Genomic DNA, 19,720 nt, shown 5'->3' with positions numbered 1-19,720 from the left:
AACATAATGGAACAACTTTTAATACTTCTAATATTTCTGCCAGTAATTGGTGCACTGGTTACGGCATTTACCGGTAATGCCGCTAAACATGTTGCCCTGGCTTTCGCTGTTGCTTCACTGGCATTAACAGCTGCTGTTGCCGGACAGTTTATTCCTGACGCAAGCACACAGTTTGTGGTTAATTTACCGTGGATTCAGGATCTTGGAATTCATTTCCATGCAGGTATCGACGGGATCAGCTTCATTAATCACTGTATTGCTAACCAACCAACGTATTGGTGCCTATTATTATCCTGGCAAGTTATCAGCATAATTATAAATCACCAGCTGGATTCTTTGCTTTAATACTATTTATGCAGGCAGGTCTGCTTGTTGTATTTACTGCAATGGATGCTTTCTTATTCTATATCGGATGGGAAGCTGCCTTAATCCCGATCTACTTTATTTGTGCGATCTGGGGGGGTAAAGACCGCATTAAAGTAAACATGAAGTTCTTTGTTTACACCATTGCCGGTTCTTTGTTCATGTTATTAGGGATCATTTACCTGTACTTGCAGAATCCTGCACATAACTTTGATATACAGGCATTTTATCAGCTTCATTTAGATCCTGTTCAGCAGGGATGGATATTCTGGTCATTCTTTATCGCTTTTGCGATTAAAATGCCAATTTTCCCATTCCATACCTGGCAGCCGGATACTTATACTGAGGCACCAGCCGCAGGTACGATGCTGCTTTCGGGTATCATGTTAAAAATGGTATTTACGGAGTGATCAGATGGTTATTGCCAATCGTACCAGCAGGCGTACAGGATTGGGGTAATATAGCGATCATATTGTCTATTATAGGAATTGTATATGCGTCCCTTATTGCTTTTAAACAAAAGGATGCAAAAAGACTGATTGCTTATTCTTCGATTGCTCACGTAGGATTGATCTCAGCAGGTATCTTTGCTTTAAACATGCAGGGTTTGCAAGGATCGATGATTCAAATGTTGAGTCACGGTGTAAACGTAATCGGTTTGTTTTTTGTACTTGATATTATTTTCTCAAGGGTAAAAACAAATACTATTGCTGAGCTGGGTGGTATTGCGAAATCGGCACCAAAATTAGCTATTGCATTTCTGATCATTGTGCTTGGAACGGTAGCTTTACCAGGAACAAATGGTTTCATCGGAGAGTTTCTGTTGCTGATCGGTATTTACCAGTACAATATCTGGGCTGTCGTATTTGCCGGTCTGACTGTTATCTTTGGTGCGGTGTGTATATGTTCCGCCTGTACCAGAATATCATGTTAGGCAAAACAAATGACCTTACTGTAGGATTTGCAGATATTAAAGGAACAGAGCAAATTGTATTGTTTATAATTTGTGCGTTGATTATCGTACTGGGAGTATACCCTAAGCCAATTCTGCATTTATCAGAAGCTTCGGTACAACAATTATTAGAACAGGTAAATCAAAAATTAACATCGGTAAAATAAGGAAATGAATATCATTATAACAATTGTTGTTACAGCTTTAGCGGTGCTTTATGCAGGTTTATTCAAAGCAAAAAAGGCTTTGTTACCACTAACTCTTGTGGGGTTACTGATCTCTCTGGCCTTTGCAGTTACTGCCTGGAATTCTAATGCAGTGTATTATGGAATGATGGAGATGGATAATTTTGCCATAGCCTTTTCATCTCTTACGATTTTAGGAACTATTTTTATCTTTTTACTGACGCAGAATTACTTCTCCAAAGACAGTGAAAATGTAGCTGAATACTATACATTGATCCTATTCGCCCTTGCAGGGATTGTGATCATGGTTTCTTATACCAATATGTCTATGTTATTTATTGGAATAGAAATTATGTCTGTGGCCCTGTATATTCTTGCAGGTATCAGAAAGAGCAATTTCGCTTCTAATGAGGCTTCTTTAAAATACTTCCTGATGGGTGCCTTTTCTACAGGTTTCCTTTTATTCGGGATCACTTTAGTTTATGGTGCAACTGGTTCATTCAGTCTGCATGCGATCAATCAATACCTGGTTGGCAACTACCAGGCGGTATCTCCTCTGTTTTACCCTGGGGTGATTCTGATCATGGTTGGTTTATGTTTTAAAATTGGTGCAGCACCTTTCCACTTCTGGACTCCGGATGTATATGAAGGCGCACCCTCTTTAATTACAGCATTCATGTCTACAGTAGTGAAAACTGCTGGTTTTGCGGCTTTCCTGCGCCTTTTCGCTGGTACTTTCGCACCACTTCACGATTTCTGATGCCACCATTGATGGCTATTGTATGCATTACCCTGTTTATCGGTAACGTTACAGCCCTTTTTCAAAAGAACTTCAAAAGGATGCTTGCTTATTCAAGTATCTCTCATGCAGGTTACCTGTTATTCTCTTTAGTTACTTTGACGGCTAATTCAGCTAACAATGTAATGGTTTACGCAGCGGCTTATACTTTCGCCAGCATTATTGCTTTCGCAGTATTGATCCTGGTGAAACAGAAAACCGGACATGATACTTTCGAGAGTTTCAATGGATTAGGAAAACGTAATCCTTTAGTTGCCCTGGCGTTAACTATTGCGATGCTTTCTCTTGCAGGGATACCGCTTACTGCTGGTTTTATAGGAAAATACCTGATGTTCTTAAACGTAATGAATGAATACCAGATTTATTTGGTTGCATTTGCTATTTTAAACGCGCTTGTAGGGTTTTACTATTACTTAAGAGTAATTGTAGCTATGTACTTTAAAGAAGGGGCTGATATCGTTTTAGAAACACCAGTTCAATATAAAGTTGTTTTAATTTTATCGGTAATCATCACGATATTCTTAGGAGTTTATCCAACTATAATATTAAATCTGATATAGGCATTTCTCAGGAAATTATTTGTAATTTTACGATTACTTGAACTATGCACGATTTCTGGACCTCCGTACATCACTTTATTGATCCTGAGAAATTACTTAAAGAAGGTGGCTTTTACGTCCTGATATTCGTAATTTTTGCTGAGACAGGATTGTTTTTTGGATTTTTCTTACCGGGCGATTACTTATTGTTTTTGGCTGGTATGTTTGTGGCGACGGGTAAACTGGATGTAAATATCTATGTACTTATCTTCGGTCTGATCGTTTCAGCAGTTTCGGGTAATTTTACCGGTTATTGGTTTGGAAAGAAGACAGGTCCTGTTTTATACGATCGTAAAGACACTTTTTTCTTCAAAAAGCGTTATCTTAAGGCTGCCGAAGCTTACTACCACAAAAACAAGCTTTTGCTTTAATCATGGGAAGATTTGTACCTATTGTCAGAACTTTTGCGCCGATTATTGCCGGAGTTGTCAAACTTGATTTTAAGAAGTTCGCACTATATAATATATGTGGTGCTTTTTTATGGATAACATCTTTAACTTTGCTGGGCTATTTTCTTGGCAAGAAATTTGAAAAGGAAATCAACGCTTACCTGCTTTATATTATTGTAGGTTTTATGGTTATAACTACTATCCCGCTGCTCTATACTTTTTTTTTGAAGAAGCGGGTACATACTAACGAAGAGAATAAATAACAACATTAAAAAAAATGCAAATAGACACAAAACATCCCTGGCACAGTGTTTCTCCAGGTGCTAATTTACCAGAATCGGTAAATGCTATTATTGAAATTCCTAAAGGATCAAAAGCTAAATACGAAATAGATAAAGACTCTCATTTGATTAAATTGGATCGTGTCCTGTTTTCTTCTGTAATGTATCCTGCAAATTATGGCTTCATTCCCAGACCTATTGTGACGACAATGATCCATTGGATATTCTTGTTTTGTGTTCTGTTGATGTTTACCCATTATCTATTGTTGAAGCAAAAGTTATTGGTGTAATGCACATGGTAGACAATGGTGAGCAGGATGATAAAATCATTGCTGTTGCAAAAAATGATATGTCAGTGAATTATATCAATGACATATCTGAATTGCCACCACACCAGATGAAAGAAATCGTAAGATTCTTCCAGGATTATAAAGCTTTAGAAGAAAAGAACGTAACTATCGAAAAGTTGATGGGCGTTACTTATGCTTATAAAGTTATTGAAGAAAGTATAGAACTTTATAATAGTACATTTAGAAACAACTCTTAATGGGCTTTCAAATATTCTTAACCTTTTTCTTAGTCGTCTTAAACGGCTTTTTCGTTGCAGCTGAGTTTGCAATCGTTAAAGTCAGAGCGTCGCAAATAGAAATTAAGGCTAAATCTGGTAATAGAGTAGCTAATATTGCTAATATATTACACAACATCTTGATGGATACCTGGCTGCAACGCAGCTGGGTATTACATTAGCATCACTGGGATTAGGCTGGGTTGGAGAATCAGTAATGGAACATCTGTTACACAATTTGTTAACTTCATTAAACCAGTCCCCTGCATTCATCGATTCTTTCTCGAAAACTGCCTCTCCAATTATCGCATTCAGTTTTATTACGATTATGCACATCGTATTCGGAGAGCTTGCGCCAAAATCAATTGCTATTCAGCGCCCCGTAGCCACTACACTTTTTATCTCTGTTCCATTACAGGTTTTCTATGTAGTTTTCAGACCGTTTATCTGGTTACTGAATGGGTTTGCAAATATTATTCTGAAAGTTTTTGGTATTTCGACAGTTGGCGGACACGAGGCGGTACACAGTACAGAAGAACTATATTACCTGTTAGACCAGGGAAGAGAGAGTGGTGCTTTAGATAATAATGAGCACGAACTCATCCGTAACGTTTTTTTTTTTTCATGAACGTGTGGTAAAAAATATTATGGTACCAAGAACCAAAATTTCTGGTATCGAACTGTCTACGCCTAAAGAAGATGTGGTTGATCTGATTATTGCCGAAGGTTATTCAAGAATGCCGGTATATGATGATATCATTGATAAAATCATTGGTATTGTTCACGCTAAAGATGTTTTGCCTTTACTGGCAGGAAATAAAGAGTGGTCATTAAAAGATATTATCAGAAAGCCTTATTTTGTCCCTGAGACGAAAAAGATTAATGACCTGTTAAGCGAGTTACAGCAGAAACGTATCCAGATTGCAATTGTCATTGATGAATTTGGTGGTACTGCAGGTATGGTAACCCTTGAAGATATCGTTGAAGAGATTGTAGGTGAAATTCAGGATGAATATGATGAAGAGAAGCCTACGGTAGAGAAAATATCTGATACAGAATTCGTGATCAATGCTTATGCAACGGTTTATGATGTAAATGAACATCTTCCGCATGACTTACTTAGAGAGGATCTTGACTTGACTTTGATACTGTTGGTGGTTTGGTTTCACATGCTTTTGGGAAAATCCCCGATGTAGGAGACAGTGAAGAATGTTATGGGTATTTATTTACCATCCTTAAAAAAACGGAGCAGAATATTGAGACTATCAAGCTTGAATTGGTAATCGGTAATAATGATCTGGTAGATAATCACTAAAATTTCACAAGATGCATGTTTTTTATACGCCAGATATTACCGCTGACGAATATATCTTAAATGAGGAAGAGAGCCGGCACTGTATGAAAGTACTGCGCCTGGTTATCGGTGATGTTGTTCATTTGATTGATGGGCACGGAGGTTTATATGAGGCAGAGATCATTGCTGAGTCTAAACGGAACGTGACACTGCGTATGCTGAAAACTACCAGGGAATATCAGAAAAGAAACCACAGTCTTCATATTGCTGTGGCACCCACCAAAAACATAGACAGGCTCGAATGGTTTCTGGAGAAAGCGACGGAGATTGGAATCGATCATTACCCCGCTGATCTGTGAACGTTCAGAACGTAAAATTGTAAAAGAAGAACGCTTGAATAAAGTAATAACTTCAGCAGTAAAAAACAATCTTTGCAGGCTTATCACCCGATGCTGAATGAAGCGGTCGGTTTCAAAGAATTTATCAGTAAAGCAACCGCTGATTATAAAATGATTGCACATTGCGTGGATGGTGAACCCCGCGGTTTTATCAGCCAGGTTTCCAAACCGGGTCAGAGTTATCTGATTCTGATTGGCCCAGAAGGTGACTTTACACCAAATGAAATCGAGCTGGCTTTGCAAAATGACTTTAAACCATTAACTTTAGGTAATACACGTCTCAGGACTGAAACTGCTGCTTTAGCAGCTTGTTTTGAGGTGAATTACTTAAATAGATGAGAATCAGGTTATTAATCATTTTCCCTTTATTGGTTCTATTGACGAGCAGTTTTCAAACCCCAGCTTATCAGCTCGCAAGGCTTAAATATAACGGTGGTGGAGATTGGTATGGCAACAGGACTGCTCTGGTTAACCTGATTGCCTTCTGCAACCAGAACCTCCATACTAATTTTGCCGCTGACGAAGCAATTGCAGAGGTTGGCAGTCCTGAACTCTTTAATTATCCTTTTATTTATATGACCGGGCATGGAAATGTTGTTTTCAATGCGCAGGAAGCACAGAATCTTCGTCGCTATTTAACTGGCGGAGGATTTTTGCATATAGATGATAATTATGGTCTGGATAAATATGTAAGAGTACAGATGAAAAAGGTGTTTCCGGAATTATCATTTGTAGAATTGCCGGTTAATCATCCGGTTTACAGTCAAAAGTTTAAATTTGGAAACGGGCTTCCTAAAATACATGAGCATGATGGAAAACGTGCACAGGGATTTGCACTGATCTGGGAGGGAAGAGTGGTTTGCTATTATTCCTATGAGAGTGATTTAGGGAACGGCTGGGAAGACTTTGGTACTTATCCGGAGGATAGTGCTGAAAAAAGAAGCAATGCGCTTAGAATGGGCGCAAATTTAGTCAGTTATGTTTTAACCCATTGATATGTATAAGATAAAAGTAAATGATACTTATGATTTTGATTTGTCGGCTTCGAATGACGCTCTGCAGCTAAACGGTGAGGCTATTCCTGTTGATGTGCGTGAACTTAATGATGGGCACCTGCATTTTATTTATAAGAACAAGTCTTATAACGCAGAGGTTGTTTCCGAGAACCATGATGATAAGACCTCCGTTGTTAAAATAAACGGAAAGCTATATGAGGTGGCAATCGAAGACCAGTTTGATAGTTTGCTGAAGGAAATGGGGATGGGAGCTGGCAGTGGTAAGGTCGCAAGAGAAGTTAAGGCTCCAATGCCTGGCCTGGTGTTAAGTATCAGTGTTTCTGAAGGGCAGGAAGTTCAAAAAGGAGATAATCTGTTGGTTCTGGAGGCGATGAAGATGGAAAATATGCTGAAGTCGGCAACTGAGGGCGTAGTGAGTGAAAAAATCTATGTAACCAGAGGGGATAAGGTAGAAAAGAACCAGGTTTTGATTGAGTTTGTATAGAAACGTGAAAAAATATTCATATAAAAAAAGAGGAGCAATTTTGCTCCTCTTTTTTTATAATCTTAAATAACTTTATTTCTTTTTGGCATTGAATGGTTTTTGCTGTTTAGGCTTAAACTGTGGTTTTCCTGCAGAACGTATCTCAGAAGCACCCAACATTGTCATTGCACAACGGAAACCTATATCAGCAGTAGACTCATCCTGTTGTAAGAATCGTCTGGTAGCAGGGTTTAACCATAAAGCCTGGTCATCCCATGAACCGCCTTTATAAACTCTTGATTTATTATTTACCAGCGTAATCTCGCCATATAGTTTATTCTCTTCATCACGGAAACCTCTTTGGTCAGCATATGAGTTTTTTAACGTATCAGCTTTGGCTGATGCAGCCTGTTTTTCTGCCCAGGTTTGTTTCTTGCCAGAAACAGCTGCAGTCATAATAGGTCTGTTATAAGCGTCTTTTTCTAATCTGCCAGTCAGTGCATCGGCTACTTTTTTATCCTGGTAGTAATTTCCCCGGTATGGGTTTAAAGCATCAGCAGCCTCAAATGTATTGGAGCGGTAAACATCAGCTACCCACTCATTTACGTTTCCAGCCATGTTGTATAAACCGAAATCGTTAGGTACGTAAGAACGTACAGGAACAGTAATACTTCCTTTATCGTTCAATGTACCGCCAACACCCATATAATCTCCTTTAGTTCTCTTAAAGTTGGCCAGGATCAAACCACGGGTCTTGTTCTTTGCAGAACTGATACCTAAACCATCCCATGGATAGATTTTATTATTAGAGATGTTCTCATAATTGGTGTTCCCGATCAGGCCTAAAGCTGCATATTCCCATTCAGCTTCTGTTGGCAGGCGATAAGGTTGTTTTACAATACCGTCTTCTAATCTTACATTTCTTGTTGCACCACCTTTTTGTCCTTTGCCGTTCGCATTTGCAGCAGTAGCAGCAGGGCCAAAATCTTTCATCGCTTTAGTTCCTTTATCATCATACTGTCCATTTAAATAAATGTCAGTATTGAATGGGCCTGTTGGTTTAGCGGCAGTAGCTGCAGCATTTCCTTTTTTATTGCCAGTACCGTTCAGATCTTTGTAACTGGTCATATAGTTTTGTTCCCTTAGCAAGGATTCATTCACTATATTAGTTCTCCATACACAATATCTTTGTGCCTGTTCCCAGCTTACACCTACAACAGGATAATCCTGGTAAGCAGGATGTCTTAAATAATTGTCAACGTAAGGTTCATTATAAGAAAGAGGCCTGCGCCAAACCAGCGTATCAGGTAACTCATTGTAATAATATTCGTAGTTTGTAGGATCGACTTTTCTGATCCAGTTCAGATATTCTAACCAGTTGGTATTGGATACCTCAGTTTCATCCATGTAAAATGAAGATACTGTAGTTTCTCTTTTATGGTTATAATCTTTAAGTTCCTGTCCCGGAACATTGGTAGCGCTTCCGCTCATCACAAATACACCACCTTCAATCTCAACCAAACCAGGACCAGGTCCGCGTTTGAATTTGTTATTTACTTGAAACCCTCCGTTTTCTGGTCTATTGTATGCTAATCCTGTTTTTTCGGAAGTTGCACTTTTTTTCGACGTGCACGAAATTAATGAGGAAACAGACAATAAAAAAGCAAATGAATATAGGTATGTTTTTTCCATAAGTGCGTATTGAGCTATTCTAACTGTTAAAATTACACAAAAAAAGATCGAAGCAACAAAATAATTGAATAATATCATCTTAGATTAACATCTTGCATTATTTATGGGCGTAAATCTTAGTGCTTAAATTAAATAAATTGCTTATTTAAATTATATTTGAAGAAGAGAGTCAACACTGATTCACACCTATCTATGAACCTGAAAAAAGAAAATCAATTAAATGAGGATAATAAATCTTAAGTGCTCTTCAAAATTTCTGTTGATTTGCTTCTTTCTTGCAGTAATAAGTTTCTCATTGCGTGCGCAGACACCAGAAACACAAACCAATGGCAGCAGGTTTAATAGTTTGCGAACGGCTGTCCCATTTTTATTGATTACACCAGATGCGAGAGTCGGGGGAATGGGAGAGGCTGGTGTGGCAATCGCACCGGATGCAAATTCAAATAGTATAAATCCTTCAAAAATAGCCTTTCTTGAACAGAAACATGGGTTTTCAGCATCTTATAGTCCCTGGTTGAGAAGTATAGTATCGGATATCAATCTTGGATACCTGAGTGGATTTTATAAAGTGGATGATAAAACTACGCTGGGTGCTTCACTGCGCTATTTCTCACTTGGGAAAATTCAGATGACAGATATCAATCAGCAGGATCTGGGTACCTATAATCCAAATGAGTTTGCTATTGATGCGACTTTTGCGCGCAGGTTTGGGGATTCCTTTTCTTTAGGAACCTCTGTAAGATATATTTATTCTAATCTCGCTGCCGGTCAGTTTTCTGTCGGACAGCAGTCCAAAGCAGGGAAATCTTTTGCGATGGATGTTTCGGCCTATTTTAAAAAGCCAACTTTCCTGTTCGGGTATGACGCGATTGTATCCGCTGGTGCGAATATCTCGAATATAGGTACGAAAATGAGCTATATGGACGGCGGACAAAGTTATTTTTTCTGCCTACAAACCTAAAGATCGGCGGTGCGTCAACCTTTATTCTGGATGATTATAATGAAATTACTATAGCGCTTGACTTTAATAAACTTTTAGTGCCTACTCTTCCAATTTATAATCAGGATGGAAGCATACAATCCGGAAAAGACCCTGACCGTTCAGTTCCTTCGGGGATATTTGGTTCTTTCAGCGATGCACCCGGAGGTTTCAGTGAAGAGGTAAAAGAAATAAATATAGCTACTGGTCTGGAGTACTGGTACAACAAGAAATTTGCTTTAAGAGCTGGATATTTTTATGAAAGCCCACAAAAGGGAGACAGAAGATACTTCACACTGGGCACAGGCTTTAAATATGAAAGTTTTAATTTCGATGTGTCTTATCTGGCAGCTAGTGCCAGGAAAAGCCCATTAGCTAATACCTTAAGGTTTACCTTATTATTCAATTTTGGAGAAACCAATAAGTAATTGGGGGATACCGGCAAATAATATATATAATTAAAAATGAAGATTAAAGTAGGATTTGGTTTTGACGTACACCAGTTAAAAGGTGGTCATCCATTTGTGGTTGGAGGAGTAAATCTTGAACACCATCAAGGGGCATTTGGACATTCTGATGCCGATGTTTTGTTACATGCAATTTGTGATGCTTTATTAGGGGCAGCGAACCTTCGCGATATCGGCTTCCATTTTAAAAATACTGATCCTCAGTGGAAAGGTATCAGCAGTATTATTCTTTTAAAGGAAACTGTGAAATTGATTGCAGAAAAAGGATGGACAATTGGAAATATTGATGCGATGCTTTGTTTAGAAGCTCCTAAGATCAATCCTCATATCCCGCAAATGCAGCAAAATATTGCTGAAGCTATAGGGATGTCTGTAGAAGATATTTCGATTAAAGCGACCACTAATGAAACTATGGGTTTTATTGGCAGGGAAGAAGGAGTAGTTGCTTATGCAGTTTGTTTGATTGAAAAATAAAAAACAATTACTGCTGCAAAGGGTTATTACCGAAACTTTTATTATGAAAAATTCATTAAAATGTTTACTGATAGCGGGCATAACAGCTGTTTCTTTTTCATCCTGCACGCTGGGCGATAAAGGAAGTGAGAAGGTTCCCGATTCAGTGAAAATAGATACAAATATTAAAGCTTCACAACCGGTGCAGCAAACAAAGAGTTCTGATACTACATTAATCGATAGTTTGCAGACAGATCACTCAAAGCCGGTTAAAAAGTAACCCATTAAAAACCCGCTGAATCATTTCATTTAGCGGGTTTTTAATTAATGTCAATTCAGGTTTAGTCTTCGAGGTAACCAAATCTACCTTCATTATAATCGCTGATCGCCTTTTTGATTTCTGCCTGGTTATTCATTAAAAATGGCCCGTATTGAGCAATCGGTTCATTGATTGGTTCACCGCTTAAGATCAGAACAATACTGTTTTCTGAGGCTTTAACAAGGATTTCTTCTCCATCATTCCTGAAATATACAAACTGATTTCCAGTTGCTTTTTCTCCGTTGATCATAACGCTGCCTTCTACAATCAGTATTCCTGTATTATAATGAGCAGGGAAATTGAATGCAGCTTCTCCGCCGGCATTTAAGCGTACGTTATATACATGAAGCTCACTGAACGTGGTTGCCGCTCCTTTAGTCCCTTTATATTCCCCTGCGATGATCTCTGCTATGCCTGCATGGTCTGGTAATATATATTTATCAATAGTATTATTTTTTTGATAGCCTGATATTTAGGCTTACTCATTTTATCTTTTGCCGGAAGGTTTACCCAGAGTTGAACCATCTGGAAAAGGCCGCCTTTCTGGCTGAATTCCTTCGTGGTATTCTTTATGCAGGATACCGCTTGCTGCGGTCATCCATTGGACATCGCCAGGATAAATTATTCCACTGTTTCCGGAACTGTCATGATGTGCCACAGCCCCATGATAAGCAATGGTCACGGTTTCAAAACCGCGGTGCGGGTGGACGCCAACACCGCGTAATTGATTAGTTGGCGGGAGTTCTGTTTTATCATTAAAATCAAGCAAAAAGAACGGGCTCATTTTAATTTTATAACCTCCCGGGAAAAAATTACTTACTTTGAACCCATCACCCACCATATGCGGTGACGGTGCATCTAAAACAGCCGAGACGGATTTTATATTGGTTCCCATAAGAAATTGTTATTTATAAAGGCTTATTAAGCTTGTTTTGCAAATTGCAATTCACCTAATATGCGTACTTCTTCACCTAACATTACACCACCAGTTTCCAGCGCGGCATTATAAGTAAGACCGAAATCAGTTCTGTTTATTTTTCCTTTGATTGTAAAACCTGCTTTAGTGTTACCCCATGGATCCTGTGCAGTACCACCGAATTCAACATCCAATGTAACTGGTTTAGTCACGTCTTTAATAGTCAGGTTCCCGGCTAATTTGTAATCGCCGCCATCTTTAGTGAATGAAGTAGAAACAAATGAAACAGCTGGAAATTCTGCTGCATTAAAGAAATCACCACTTTTTAAGTGACCATCTCTGTCTTTATTACCCGTATCGATAGAATCTACACCTGCTTTAAAAGAAACAGCTGAATGTTCGAAATCTTCACTGTCTGTATCTAATTCAGCAGAAAATTCATTGAAGCTACCAGTAACAGTAGAGATCATTAAATGTTTTACTTTAAAAATTGAAGTTCACTGTGTGCTGGATCTAATACCCATTTAGTAGTTGCCATAATATTTAGTTTTAATATTGGTTTTTATTATAACACAAAATTAAAGCTATTGTTAGGCGTGGGTGTTGATGTATGATAAGAAATAATTAAACTTTGAAATGTTTGTGTGCGAGGTCTTTACGTACGCGGCTTAACGATTCTGGAGTAATGCCCAGATAAGAAGCAATCATCCACTGTGGAACACGCAGCGTAAGATTGGGATATAATTTGATGAAATCAAGATACCTTTCTTCAGCGGAAGCACTTAATAACATATTGATCCTTTTTTGCATAAAACGGATCGAATTGTTCAGCATCTTATAGTTAAGATCAGCGAAACAAGGGATGCTTTTAGAAGCGTCCATAAAATAGTTCTTGGGAATCAGCAATGCCGTAGTTGGTTCTACGGTATCAATATAGAAATCAGAAGGCTCATTGAAAAGGCTGTTTCTATCCCCTATCCACCAGTTCTCAGGTGCAAACTGAATGATATTAACTTTAGCTTTGCTGTCAATAGAATAACAGCGCATCAAACCTTCAGTAACAAAATATGTCTTTCCGCTCATTTCATCAGGAGAGAGGATGACTTTGTTTTTTTCAAAAGTTTTAACCTGAATGTCCTTCCTTCGAAATCAGTTCAAACTGCTCATCAGTTACTGCAATTCTTTTTTGTAAGTACTCTTTAAGCTGTCCGAACATATTGATATAGATGAAAACTATTTGTTTTTAGTTTCAATATTAGAAAAATCTACACCACATTTGCAATTAGATGCACATCCACCACTTTTTGGGGATACGGCGCGATAAATGATGCGACCTATATAAAACAGGGCGGCAACAAATAAAAGTCCTACTAAAATAGCTTGAATATCCATAATACAAATCTAATTAATTCATTTAGTGAGGCAGTCTGTTAATTGTCAATTTCTTGTGCCATCAGTCCTACAGTGCCTCCCACCCAGTCAAAATCAGCATTATAACGTACGCCTATCATTTTTCCCCTGCTCAGCCTGGCCAGGTTAATACACAATTGGGGTTCTTCACCATCCGGCCACACATATAAAAGCCTGATTTCTGCTTTTACATAGCCATCCGGCGATTTAACAACAGGTTCATAATGTACTTTACGCTGTAAGATCCAGTTTCCAGGATCAGTTATTTTTTCAATATCAGCCTTAGTTACGTCTATAATTACGCCCATTCCTGCAAATGAAAACAAAGGTTTGAGTACATAATTCTCCAGATCAGCAGGGATAGTTTCTATCGTATTCAGGAACCGGGTTTCGGGTACGAATTCATTCTTTAAAAAAGGCATTGTGAATTTACTGATCCTATAAAACCAATTAGGGTGTGTGATCCACTCGACGTCAACAGGCTCACGGGGATCAAAACTTATTTTAAATAAATCCTGCTGTGTACTCACTTCGTCAAAAATCAGACGGTTATAAATCCTTCTTAAGCGTGTCTTTTTACCCTGTTCCTTGTAGAATAGCTGATCACCTTCTTTAAAGATATCCGTTAAACTTAAAATACGGATGCCTAAATGTTTGGCCGTCACAAAAAAATCAATAGCAGTTTTCTGGTTTGGGGCATCAATATCCATTAATGCAACCTCCTCGGAAGCAGCATAAGGCCCCCAGGATCACTTTTTTTAATAAAGCAATATAAGATTGCTGATTTATACCGTGGAAAAACGGACTGAAATCAGCCAGGTTGTCCAGTTCGAATGCTTCTATATAAGTGTCAGCCAAATGTGCCTGAAAGGCGAAAAGCGAAGGAAATCCCTGCATTTCTATGAGCCTGGGAACAAGTCTGCCATCATCATCTTTACATATACCAAAGTCAAAGGCTAAAAAATGAGGATGATCATTTTCATTAGGGACAGCCCATTCTTTAGGAATGGCATTTTCTGTCAGTGCTTTGAAGTCGGGCTGTTTGATTAATTTGATAATCTCTTCGCCAGCTTCGATCAGCTGGTCTTTTAAATCCTCAGGAATGAATACAGGTGTTTCAGCAAATCTTATCGTTACTGGCGGGTAGTCTTTTTCCAGTATGCGTAAAAAGTTCACATATTTATCTTTTGTGAAATTCCGGTTAAAATATTCCCTGTAAGTATGGACCATATCAGGCTTCTTTAAGAGATTGAATAGCTTCGGTTAAAAAATTAGGCAGTATTGATTTTTGTGTCAGTAAGATTCTGTCAGGATTATCCAGGCTTTCGAGCATGTCAAGGTATTTTTCCTCACCATGTGCGGCTATGATCGTATTTTTCTTTTCCTCTTCCAGAAGATATAATCTCATACCATCCGGATCGGCTTCGGGATGAAACTGTGTGCCTACAAACTCTTTGGAGAAACGGATAGACATGATACAACGTTCCAGATCAACATGCGGACGTTCTTTTTCCAGAGCCAGGATTTCTGCCCCCGTTTCGTTGAAAGTTTCGTCTTCTGCATCTACAACCTGCCAGTCTCTGCTGTCAATTGCATAAAATGGGTTAGTTAAACCAGCATAAATAATGTCATTTTCACCCTGTTCTGTTAAAGTAACCGGGAAAATCCCAAAGGCATTAGACTTTCTTTCTGTTACCATTCCGAGGCCGTATTTACGGCATGCCATCTGGAAAGAGTGACGATTAAAAACACATATTTTTTAGGATCATTGATCTTGTTATAAGCCTCAATAGCATCGAGGAGTTTAAAAAAAGAATTTTCCCATTCCTGGTCTACACCTTCATAAGGACTGCCCGGGCCACCACTTGAGATATAAATATCATAGTCGGTTCCCGGTATTTCATTCTTTACCCTCAGATCGAACACTTTGCAGGATAAATCAAGTGCATGTTCTTTTTTATAGCTGGCAACAATATCGAGAATACCTCTCAGCCCCTGGTTAGGGACACCTTTATTCATATCTATTACAGCAACTTTTATTTCTTTTGTGTGTTCTGTCATGCGTGTGCCCCGATTAAAGTTTGTGAAGTAATATAATCCACAACTGATTCAAAACTACCCGTCTGTGAGTAGATTGCTAATTGACGGTCTGCGCCAGTGCCATTTTCCAGTATCTTATGAATATAACTCAGATCTTCTCTGCATCCCAGTTCATCGACTACATCATCCACATCAAAAAAATCCACAACTCCAATACCAAATTACGGCAGTTGATTTCCATTTCTTTGCCGAAATCAATCAGGTTTCCATCGATACCATAACGGGCGGCACGCCATTTATTCTCATTGATCAGCGCCCTGGAATAATTGATGAAGCTCATGTTTTGCAGACGGAGCTTATATAGTTTAGCACAAAGCGCCTGAAACAATGCTACAAAAGCCATTGTCTCATCGATCAGCATCGGGCAATCACAAATTCTGAACTCTATAGTTTCAAAGAAAGGATGTACGCGGATGTCCCACCAGATCTTTTTTGCATTATCAATACTGTTAGTCTTGATCAGTAGTTTAACATAATTATCATAGTCTTCTATGCTGTTAAATACATCTGGAATACCAGTTCTCGGGAACTTATCAAAGATCTTGGTCCGGTATGATTTATAACCTGTATTTCTGCCTTCCCAGAAAGGGGAATTAGTCGATAAAGCAAAAACATGCGGTAAAAAATAACGGACTTGATTAGCAATGTGAAATAGCCAGCTCCCGCGATTGGAAACCTACATGTACATGCAGGCCAAAAATAAGGTTAGAACGTGCAGCTTCCTGTAGTTCATTCACGATTTCGCTATACCTGGGGTGTTCAGTGATCAATTGTTTTTCCCAATGTGAAAAGGGGTGAGTTCCTGAAGCTCCGATACGTAAACCCTGTTCACCAGCAAGTGTTGAAACAGTATGACGCAACTGCGAAATTTCTTTTCGCGCCTGCTCTGTATTTTTACAGATCCCTGTCCCCACCTCTACAACGGCCTGGTGCATCTCCGCTTTTACCTGGTCTTTGTGGATTTTCTGTGCAGCCTCCACTATTTTCTGATCATGTGAGGTTAGTTCACGAGTAACCGGGTCAATGACCATATACTCTTCCTCTACACCGAGCGTAAATTCATTCATCATCTTGAAACCTCCTTATCGAATTTATTTTTTCTTTGCTGCTGCAGTTTTTTATCCGCTGCCACGGTTTTTGTTTTTTTAACAGGCGCCTTGGTTTTTGCTTCTGCTTTAGGTTTTGCTTCCGCTTTAACAAAAGGTGTTTTTGCTGTCGTACCACCGGCTGTTAGTGGTTTTCCGGCAATCGCCGATTTTACATATTCGCCCCAGGTTAAGTTATCCTGTCCGTCAACCTGTGCTTTTGCTCTTTCAATTGCATATTTTGCTGATGTTTCAACCACCCATTCGAAGTTTTCCTTTCCTACACTTGATGCATCAGCGTCAGGGGCAGGGTTGCAGAAATCAATTGCATAAGGGATACCATCGCGCACAGCAAATTCTACGGTATTAAAATCATAACCTAAATACTGATTCAGTTTAATCACATAATCATGTATTGTTTTTAATAATTTCTCACTAGAAGGTTTGTGATCTACGGCGTATCTCAAATGTGCAGGGTTACGTGGTTCATACTGCATAATACGCACATATTTTCCGCCGATACAATAACATCTGAAATATTCGTCAAATTCAATTTCTTCCTGCAGCATCATTACATACTGATGCGTCTGGCTATGTTTATCAAAAAACTCTTCTTTATCATTCAGCTTATAAACTTCTTTCCAGCCACCACCGTCAAATGGTTTCATGTAAGCCGGAAAGCCTGTATATTCAAAAATATTGTCCCAGTCAAAGGGAAAAGCCAGATTGCTGAAAGAGTTTTCTGTCGTATCATCAGGGCGGGCATGAGATGGGATCAATGCAGTTTTAGGGACTGGTATTCCCAGTTTAACCGCCAGTGCGTTATTGAAAAATTTCTCATCGGCACTCCACCAGAAAGGATTATTGATAACTGCTGTTCCGGTAATCGCTGCATTTTTTAAAGAAGCCCTGTAAAAAGGGACATCCTGAGAAATGCGGTCAATGATTACAGCGTAATCCAGAGGTTCTGCCTGAAATATTTTGTCAATATTCACGAATTCTGCCTTGAAGTCATTTCCCCCCAGTTCATTTACACGTTTCACGAAGGCCTCAGGAAATGATCGTTCCTGTCCGAATAAAATGCCTATTTTCTTCATAGATTTTTTTAATTAGGTGATGAAGCTTATATGATCTTGTTTATATTTTTGATAGGTATTCTGGGAATTGTTCGCGCCAGACTGGCCAGTCATGATCGGCGTCAGGCCTGATATCCAGCCAGTGCTTTATGTTTTTTTGATCAAGGATTCCTGATAACCGTTCATTAAACGGTTTACAAATGTCTCTGTCACCAGTGCCCAGTATGATGGCTAATTTCCAAAGATCAGGATCCTGATCAGCAGGGAGGAAATCAACAGGGTTATTATAATAAATATCACTATCATAAAAGCCATCAACCTGTGGACTGATATCAAAAGTCCCGCTCATACTAAACAAGTGACTGACTAAAGAAGGATGTTTGAATGCGAAATTTGCTGCATGATAACCGCCAAAGCTACAACCGGAAGTGATTACCTTTTTGTATCCGGTTTCATTTACTGCCAGCGGAAAGAGTTCTTCAGCCAGCATTTTATCATACCAGCTATGATTCCTTGCCCGGTCTCCCGGAGAAATGGATTTATTGTACCAGCTCAGTGCATCAACACTGTCCGGGCAATATATTTTTTTGACTTTTCCATCCTCAACCAGATGCTGTACCGAAGCAATAAGACCAAAGTCCTTTGTCTCATAATAACGGCCTTTACTTGTAGGGAAAAGAAAAACAGGATATCCGCTGTGCCCGTAAATCAGAAGTTCTATCTCGCCGCTTAAGTTAGGGCTGTACCATTTTTTGTATTCTTCTTTCACGAATTCCCCCTTTTGATATACTGAATATAGCTAAAACCCATTCAAACCGCAAAAGGTTTTGTCGATTTATTATTACTGATAAACAATTAATTATATCTGTATAGGTTTTGGCTTAAAAAGATCAACCGAATAATGATAATAAGCCTGATCTGTCCGGACCTGAGGATGCTTTAGCGAAAAAGATAACTAATAATATTATAGAGATTGTTAAATTTGCAAAGAATTTGTGAGAAAGGGAATTCGTTGAATTATGTATAGTACTGTGTCAATTCTTGGGGTAAACCCCGTCAGCCGTCAGTTAGCGTCCGTTCATTTGCAGCGGGTAGTGGAAATAGAAATATTTTACCCTTCAGGTTTACTGGGCAATGAAAAGTTAAATTTGTTACTGTTAAACGACGGACAGGATGTTGCCGGGCTGGAACTGAAAGAAACACTCGATAATTTATACGAAGAACAAAAAATTGAGCCTGTAGTTGTTGTCGCTATTAAAGCATCAGCTGAGCGGTTGCTGGAATATGGAGTTGCAGGTGTTCCTGATTTTGCAGGAAGAGGGGGCAGGGCTGATAACTATTCTAAATTCATCACTTTAGAATTAATCCCATTTATTGAAAAGGAAAGCGGAATGCCTTTTTTAGGTAAACGTGCGTTTGCCGGATGTTCATTAGGAGGGTTGACCGCTTTTGATATCGTCTGGAAGAATGATAGTTTCTTTGATACCGTTGGTGTCTTCTCAGGTTCTTTTTGGTGGCGGAAAAAGGATCTGAAAGACGGTTATACAGATGAAGACAGAATTATGCACCAGGTCATCAGGGAAACCGAAGGGCAGCCTTCAGTTAAATTCTGGTTAATGACCGGGACAGAAGATGAGACAGCTGACCGTAACCGTAATTTTATCATTGATTCTATTGATGATACAATTGATGTGATCAAAGAATTAACCAAAAAGGGATATAAAAGACAAGATGATATCTTCTATTACGAAATGGTAGGTGGCCAGCATAATGTGGCTACCTGGGCTAAAGCGCTGCCCTCATTTTTATGCTGGGCTTTTGCCAGAAAAACGTTTTTATAGGACGTCGCTTAAGGCCTGAATCTGATCTGATTGATGGATAAATATTCCTTTTTGATTATTTAATGATTGTGCCAGCAT

General features: G+C 38.9%; 20 protein-coding genes and 7 pseudogenes. 12 read left to right on the top strand and 15 right to left on the bottom strand.

Annotated features, from left to right (window positions below):
- The first annotated feature begins 6 nt into the window (after window positions 1–6).
- The 8 genes and pseudogenes from ACWYN3_RS26450 to ACWYN3_RS26415 all read left to right on the top strand — a co-directional run bounded on the left by ACWYN3_RS26450 (window position 7) and on the right by ACWYN3_RS26415 (window position 7,325).
- A pseudogene (locus tag ACWYN3_RS26450) lies at window positions 7–1,482 on the top strand (complex I subunit 4 family protein).
- Window positions 1,483–1,486: 4 nt separating this feature from the next.
- Window positions 1,487–2,859, top strand: a pseudogene (locus ACWYN3_RS26445) (NADH-quinone oxidoreductase subunit N).
- Window positions 2,860–2,903: 44 nt separating this feature from the next.
- Window positions 2,904–3,550 (top strand): annotated as a pseudogene (locus ACWYN3_RS26440) (DedA family protein).
- 14 nt (window positions 3,551–3,564) lie between these two features.
- Window positions 3,565–4,115 (top strand): annotated as a pseudogene (locus tag ACWYN3_RS26435) (inorganic diphosphatase).
- Window positions 4,115–5,448, top strand: a pseudogene (locus ACWYN3_RS26430) (hemolysin family protein). The pseudogenes ACWYN3_RS26435 and ACWYN3_RS26430 overlap by 1 nt, the downstream one beginning before the upstream one ends.
- Window positions 5,449–5,459: 11 nt before the next feature.
- Window positions 5,460–6,164 (top strand): annotated as a pseudogene (locus ACWYN3_RS26425) (RsmE family RNA methyltransferase).
- Window positions 6,161–6,820: a DUF4159 domain-containing protein gene (locus ACWYN3_RS26420; protein ID WP_456217048.1), complete on the top strand. Its 660-nt coding sequence runs from the start codon at window positions 6,161–6,163 to the stop codon at window positions 6,818–6,820. Before ACWYN3_RS26425 ends, ACWYN3_RS26420 begins: the two are co-directional and overlap by 4 nt.
- A gap of 1 nt (window position 6,821) precedes the next feature.
- The gene (locus ACWYN3_RS26415; RefSeq protein ID WP_456217047.1) at window positions 6,822–7,325 is read left to right on the top strand and encodes a biotin/lipoyl-containing protein; all 504 of its coding nucleotides are present in this window, start codon (window positions 6,822–6,824) and stop codon (window positions 7,323–7,325) included.
- 72 nt (window positions 7,326–7,397) lie between these two features.
- Here ACWYN3_RS26415 and ACWYN3_RS26410 read toward each other — a convergent pair whose 3' ends face one another.
- Window positions 7,398–8,996, bottom strand: a complete 1,599-nt coding sequence (locus tag ACWYN3_RS26410) for an SUMF1/EgtB/PvdO family nonheme iron enzyme (protein WP_456217046.1) — start codon at window positions 8,994–8,996, stop codon at window positions 7,398–7,400.
- 220 nt (window positions 8,997–9,216) lie between these two features.
- Between ACWYN3_RS26410 and porV the strand changes: the two are divergent.
- The 3 genes and pseudogenes from porV to ACWYN3_RS26395 all read left to right on the top strand — a co-directional run bounded on the left by porV (window position 9,217) and on the right by ACWYN3_RS26395 (window position 11,175).
- Window positions 9,217–10,403 (top strand): annotated as a pseudogene (gene porV, locus ACWYN3_RS26405) (type IX secretion system outer membrane channel protein PorV).
- 36 nt (window positions 10,404–10,439) lie between these two features.
- Complete coding sequence (gene ispF, locus ACWYN3_RS26400) at window positions 10,440–10,916, top strand: 2-C-methyl-D-erythritol 2,4-cyclodiphosphate synthase (protein WP_456217045.1); 477 nt, start codon at window positions 10,440–10,442, stop codon at window positions 10,914–10,916.
- Window positions 10,917–10,959: 43 nt separating this feature from the next.
- Entirely contained in the window at window positions 10,960–11,175 is a 216-nt protein-coding gene (locus ACWYN3_RS26395) for a hypothetical protein (RefSeq protein ID WP_456217044.1), read from the top strand.
- A 61-nt stretch (window positions 11,176–11,236) separates the two neighbouring features.
- Here ACWYN3_RS26395 and ACWYN3_RS26390 read toward each other — a convergent pair whose 3' ends face one another.
- From ACWYN3_RS26390 to ACWYN3_RS26325, 14 genes are all read right to left on the bottom strand, one after another.
- A complete protein-coding gene (locus ACWYN3_RS26390) occupies window positions 11,237–11,614 on the bottom strand; it encodes a pirin family protein (protein WP_456223162.1) in 378 nt (125 codons plus the stop codon).
- Window positions 11,615–11,701: 87 nt separating this feature from the next.
- On the bottom strand, window positions 11,702–12,109 hold the full coding sequence (locus ACWYN3_RS26385; protein WP_456217043.1) for a pirin family protein: 408 nt from the start codon (window positions 12,107–12,109) through the stop codon (window positions 11,702–11,704).
- Between the two features lie 26 nt (window positions 12,110–12,135).
- Complete coding sequence (locus ACWYN3_RS26380; RefSeq protein WP_456217042.1) at window positions 12,136–12,600, bottom strand: YceI family protein; 465 nt, start codon at window positions 12,598–12,600, stop codon at window positions 12,136–12,138.
- A gap of 154 nt (window positions 12,601–12,754) precedes the next feature.
- The gene (locus tag ACWYN3_RS26375; protein WP_456217041.1) at window positions 12,755–13,213 is read right to left on the bottom strand and encodes a Crp/Fnr family transcriptional regulator; all 459 of its coding nucleotides are present in this window, start codon (window positions 13,211–13,213) and stop codon (window positions 12,755–12,757) included.
- A 150-nt stretch (window positions 13,214–13,363) separates the two neighbouring features.
- The gene (locus ACWYN3_RS26370; RefSeq protein ID WP_456217040.1) at window positions 13,364–13,522 is read right to left on the bottom strand and encodes a FeoB-associated Cys-rich membrane protein; all 159 of its coding nucleotides are present in this window, start codon (window positions 13,520–13,522) and stop codon (window positions 13,364–13,366) included.
- Between the two features lie 38 nt (window positions 13,523–13,560).
- Complete coding sequence (locus ACWYN3_RS26365) at window positions 13,561–14,250, bottom strand: hypothetical protein (RefSeq protein ID WP_456217039.1); 690 nt, start codon at window positions 14,248–14,250, stop codon at window positions 13,561–13,563.
- Complete coding sequence (locus ACWYN3_RS26360; RefSeq protein ID WP_456217038.1) at window positions 14,240–14,770, bottom strand: hypothetical protein; 531 nt, start codon at window positions 14,768–14,770, stop codon at window positions 14,240–14,242. Before ACWYN3_RS26360 ends, ACWYN3_RS26365 begins: the two co-directional genes overlap by 11 nt.
- Window position 14,771: 1 nt before the next feature.
- Window positions 14,772–15,239 carry a hypothetical protein gene (locus ACWYN3_RS26355; RefSeq protein WP_456217037.1) on the bottom strand — a complete coding sequence of 156 codons (468 nt, stop codon included), beginning with the start codon at window positions 15,237–15,239 and terminating at the stop codon, window positions 14,772–14,774.
- Window positions 15,233–15,601 carry a hypothetical protein gene (locus ACWYN3_RS26350; protein ID WP_456217036.1) on the bottom strand — a complete coding sequence of 123 codons (369 nt, stop codon included), beginning with the start codon at window positions 15,599–15,601 and terminating at the stop codon, window positions 15,233–15,235. The genes ACWYN3_RS26355 and ACWYN3_RS26350 overlap by 7 nt, the downstream gene beginning before the upstream one ends.
- A complete protein-coding gene (locus ACWYN3_RS26345) occupies window positions 15,598–15,786 on the bottom strand; it encodes a hypothetical protein (RefSeq protein WP_456217035.1) in 189 nt (62 codons plus the stop codon). Before ACWYN3_RS26345 ends, ACWYN3_RS26350 begins: the two co-directional genes overlap by 4 nt.
- Window positions 15,759–16,286, bottom strand: coding sequence for a glutamate-cysteine ligase family protein (locus ACWYN3_RS26340; protein ID WP_456223161.1), 528 nt, complete (start codon window positions 16,284–16,286; stop codon window positions 15,759–15,761). The genes ACWYN3_RS26345 and ACWYN3_RS26340 overlap by 28 nt, the downstream gene beginning before the upstream one ends.
- On the bottom strand, window positions 16,279–16,710 hold the full coding sequence (locus tag ACWYN3_RS26335) for a glutamate-cysteine ligase family protein (RefSeq protein ID WP_456217034.1): 432 nt from the start codon (window positions 16,708–16,710) through the stop codon (window positions 16,279–16,281). Before ACWYN3_RS26335 ends, ACWYN3_RS26340 begins: the two co-directional genes overlap by 8 nt.
- The gene (locus ACWYN3_RS26330; RefSeq protein WP_456217033.1) at window positions 16,707–17,822 is read right to left on the bottom strand and encodes an ATP-grasp domain-containing protein; all 1,116 of its coding nucleotides are present in this window, start codon (window positions 17,820–17,822) and stop codon (window positions 16,707–16,709) included. Before ACWYN3_RS26330 ends, ACWYN3_RS26335 begins: the two co-directional genes overlap by 4 nt.
- Window positions 17,823–17,862: 40 nt before the next feature.
- Window positions 17,863–18,570, bottom strand: coding sequence for an esterase family protein (locus ACWYN3_RS26325; protein WP_456217032.1), 708 nt, complete (start codon window positions 18,568–18,570; stop codon window positions 17,863–17,865).
- A gap of 250 nt (window positions 18,571–18,820) precedes the next feature.
- On the opposite strand from ACWYN3_RS26325, the gene ACWYN3_RS26320 reads away from it, so the two are divergent.
- Window positions 18,821–19,642 carry an alpha/beta hydrolase gene (locus tag ACWYN3_RS26320; RefSeq protein ID WP_456217031.1) on the top strand — a complete coding sequence of 274 codons (822 nt, stop codon included), beginning with the start codon at window positions 18,821–18,823 and terminating at the stop codon, window positions 19,640–19,642.
- Window positions 19,643–19,720: the final 78 nt, after the last annotated feature.

It is taken from the genome of Pedobacter sp. NJ-S-72 (assembly GCF_053890575.1).
Note: the sequence above shows the minus strand (reverse complement) of the source record. Positions and strands in the feature narration are given on the sequence as shown.

Coding starts and splice junctions, on each gene's coding strand:
- ACWYN3_RS26385 (WP_456217043.1), bottom strand. CDS start 12,109: ATGGGAACCAATATAAAATCCGTCTCGGCTGTTTTAGATGCACCGTCA.
- ACWYN3_RS26420 (WP_456217048.1), top strand. CDS start 6,161: ATGAGAATCAGGTTATTAATCATTTTCCCTTTATTGGTTCTATTGACG.
- ACWYN3_RS26410 (WP_456217046.1), bottom strand. CDS start 8,996: ATGGAAAAAACATACCTATATTCATTTGCTTTTTTATTGTCTGTTTCC.
- ACWYN3_RS26380 (WP_456217042.1), bottom strand. CDS start 12,600: ATGATCTCTACTGTTACTGGTAGCTTCAATGAATTTTCTGCTGAATTA.
- ACWYN3_RS26355 (WP_456217037.1), bottom strand. CDS start 15,239: ATGGTAACAGAAAGAAAGTCTAATGCCTTTGGGATTTTCCCGGTTACT.
- ACWYN3_RS26375 (WP_456217041.1), bottom strand. CDS start 13,213: ATGAGCGGAAAGACATATTTTGTTACTGAAGGTTTGATGCGCTGTTAT.
- ACWYN3_RS26320 (WP_456217031.1), top strand. CDS start 18,821: ATGTATAGTACTGTGTCAATTCTTGGGGTAAACCCCGTCAGCCGTCAG.
- ACWYN3_RS26335 (WP_456217034.1), bottom strand. CDS start 16,710: ATGATGAATGAATTTACGCTCGGTGTAGAGGAAGAGTATATGGTCATT.
- ACWYN3_RS26370 (WP_456217040.1), bottom strand. CDS start 13,522: ATGGATATTCAAGCTATTTTAGTAGGACTTTTATTTGTTGCCGCCCTG.
- ACWYN3_RS26330 (WP_456217033.1), bottom strand. CDS start 17,822: ATGAAGAAAATAGGCATTTTATTCGGACAGGAACGATCATTTCCTGAG.
- ACWYN3_RS26365 (WP_456217039.1), bottom strand. CDS start 14,250: ATGGATATTGATGCCCCAAACCAGAAAACTGCTATTGATTTTTTTGTG.
- ACWYN3_RS26360 (WP_456217038.1), bottom strand. CDS start 14,770: ATGGTCCATACTTACAGGGAATATTTTAACCGGAATTTCACAAAAGAT.
- ispF (WP_456217045.1), top strand. CDS start 10,440: ATGAAGATTAAAGTAGGATTTGGTTTTGACGTACACCAGTTAAAAGGT.
- ACWYN3_RS26415 (WP_456217047.1), top strand. CDS start 6,822: ATGTATAAGATAAAAGTAAATGATACTTATGATTTTGATTTGTCGGCT.
- ACWYN3_RS26350 (WP_456217036.1), bottom strand. CDS start 15,601: ATGACAGAACACACAAAAGAAATAAAAGTTGCTGTAATAGATATGAAT.
- ACWYN3_RS26395 (WP_456217044.1), top strand. CDS start 10,960: ATGAAAAATTCATTAAAATGTTTACTGATAGCGGGCATAACAGCTGTT.